The sequence below is a fragment of the Vibrio sp. 03_296 genome, from assembly GCF_002265885.1.
The window spans coordinates 1-876 of sequence record NZ_NPKW01000725.1; the positions used below are offsets into that span (position 1 = coordinate 1).

General features: G+C 53.3%; 2 pseudogenes. Both read right to left on the reverse strand.

The features are described 5' to 3' along the window. Nucleotides 1-492, reverse strand: a pseudogene (locus tag CIK04_RS27425) (class II D-tagatose-bisphosphate aldolase, non-catalytic subunit); the annotation flags it as partial. A gap of 8 nt (nucleotides 493-500) precedes the next feature. Further along, a pseudogene (locus CIK04_RS27430) lies at nucleotides 501-876 on the reverse strand (DeoR family transcriptional regulator); the annotation flags it as partial.

Consider the following 876-nt stretch of genomic DNA (forward strand, 5'->3'; position numbering starts at 1 on the left):
CACCACGCGCTTGCCATGCTTGCTCAGCAACTAAACAGAGCTGCGCAGCGCGCTCGGCCATCGACTTGCTCACTGAGGGGAATGGCATCGCCTTCACACGCCATGGATGCAATCGAGATGAATTTGTTAAAACCCGCCATCACGTAATCGTGAATCAGTTGCGCGGAGTACTCCATCGCTTGTCTTGCAGGTAGATGCTGCCAACAGTTTGGGCCAAGGTGGTCTCCCCCAGCACCAAACGTCGTTTTCGGAAAATTCAAACGCTCCGCTAAGGTCATTACGTAGTCGGCAAACACTTGTGGTGTCATCCCGGTGTAGCCGCCAAACTGGTTTACTTGGTTTGAGGTTGCTTCAATCAGCACCAACTGACCATCACGCGCCGCTTGTTTTATCGCCGCTTCCAACACCAAAGGATGCGCGGAACACACCGAGTAAATTCCCTTCGCGTGGCCTTGTTTTGTGTTGCTGAATTAAAGAAAGTAGCGTTTTCATGTTTGGTCCTAGTTCAACTTACGGTTTGGCGCCATTTGGTCGGCGAGAATCACTGCAACCCCCATCGCTACGAAGCGCTTCATGGGTGGCATGAGGAATGTGGCTGTCCGTCACCAGCACATCGATTTGGTTGGCAGCGCGGATCATGCAAAGCATTTTTGCCGGCCAAAATTTGCTCGAGTCGGTCACCGCAATCACTTGTCTCGCCACATCGCACATCGCGCGGTTCACTTGCGCTTCGTGGTTGTCCGGCGTGGTAATGCCCGCTTGCAAATCAAAGCCATCCACGCCTAAAAACAATTTGTCGAACAGGTAAGTGCGGATCTGCTGCTCGCCGTGATGGCCTGTCAGCGAGCAAGAAGCACGGCGCAAACTGCCGCCTAT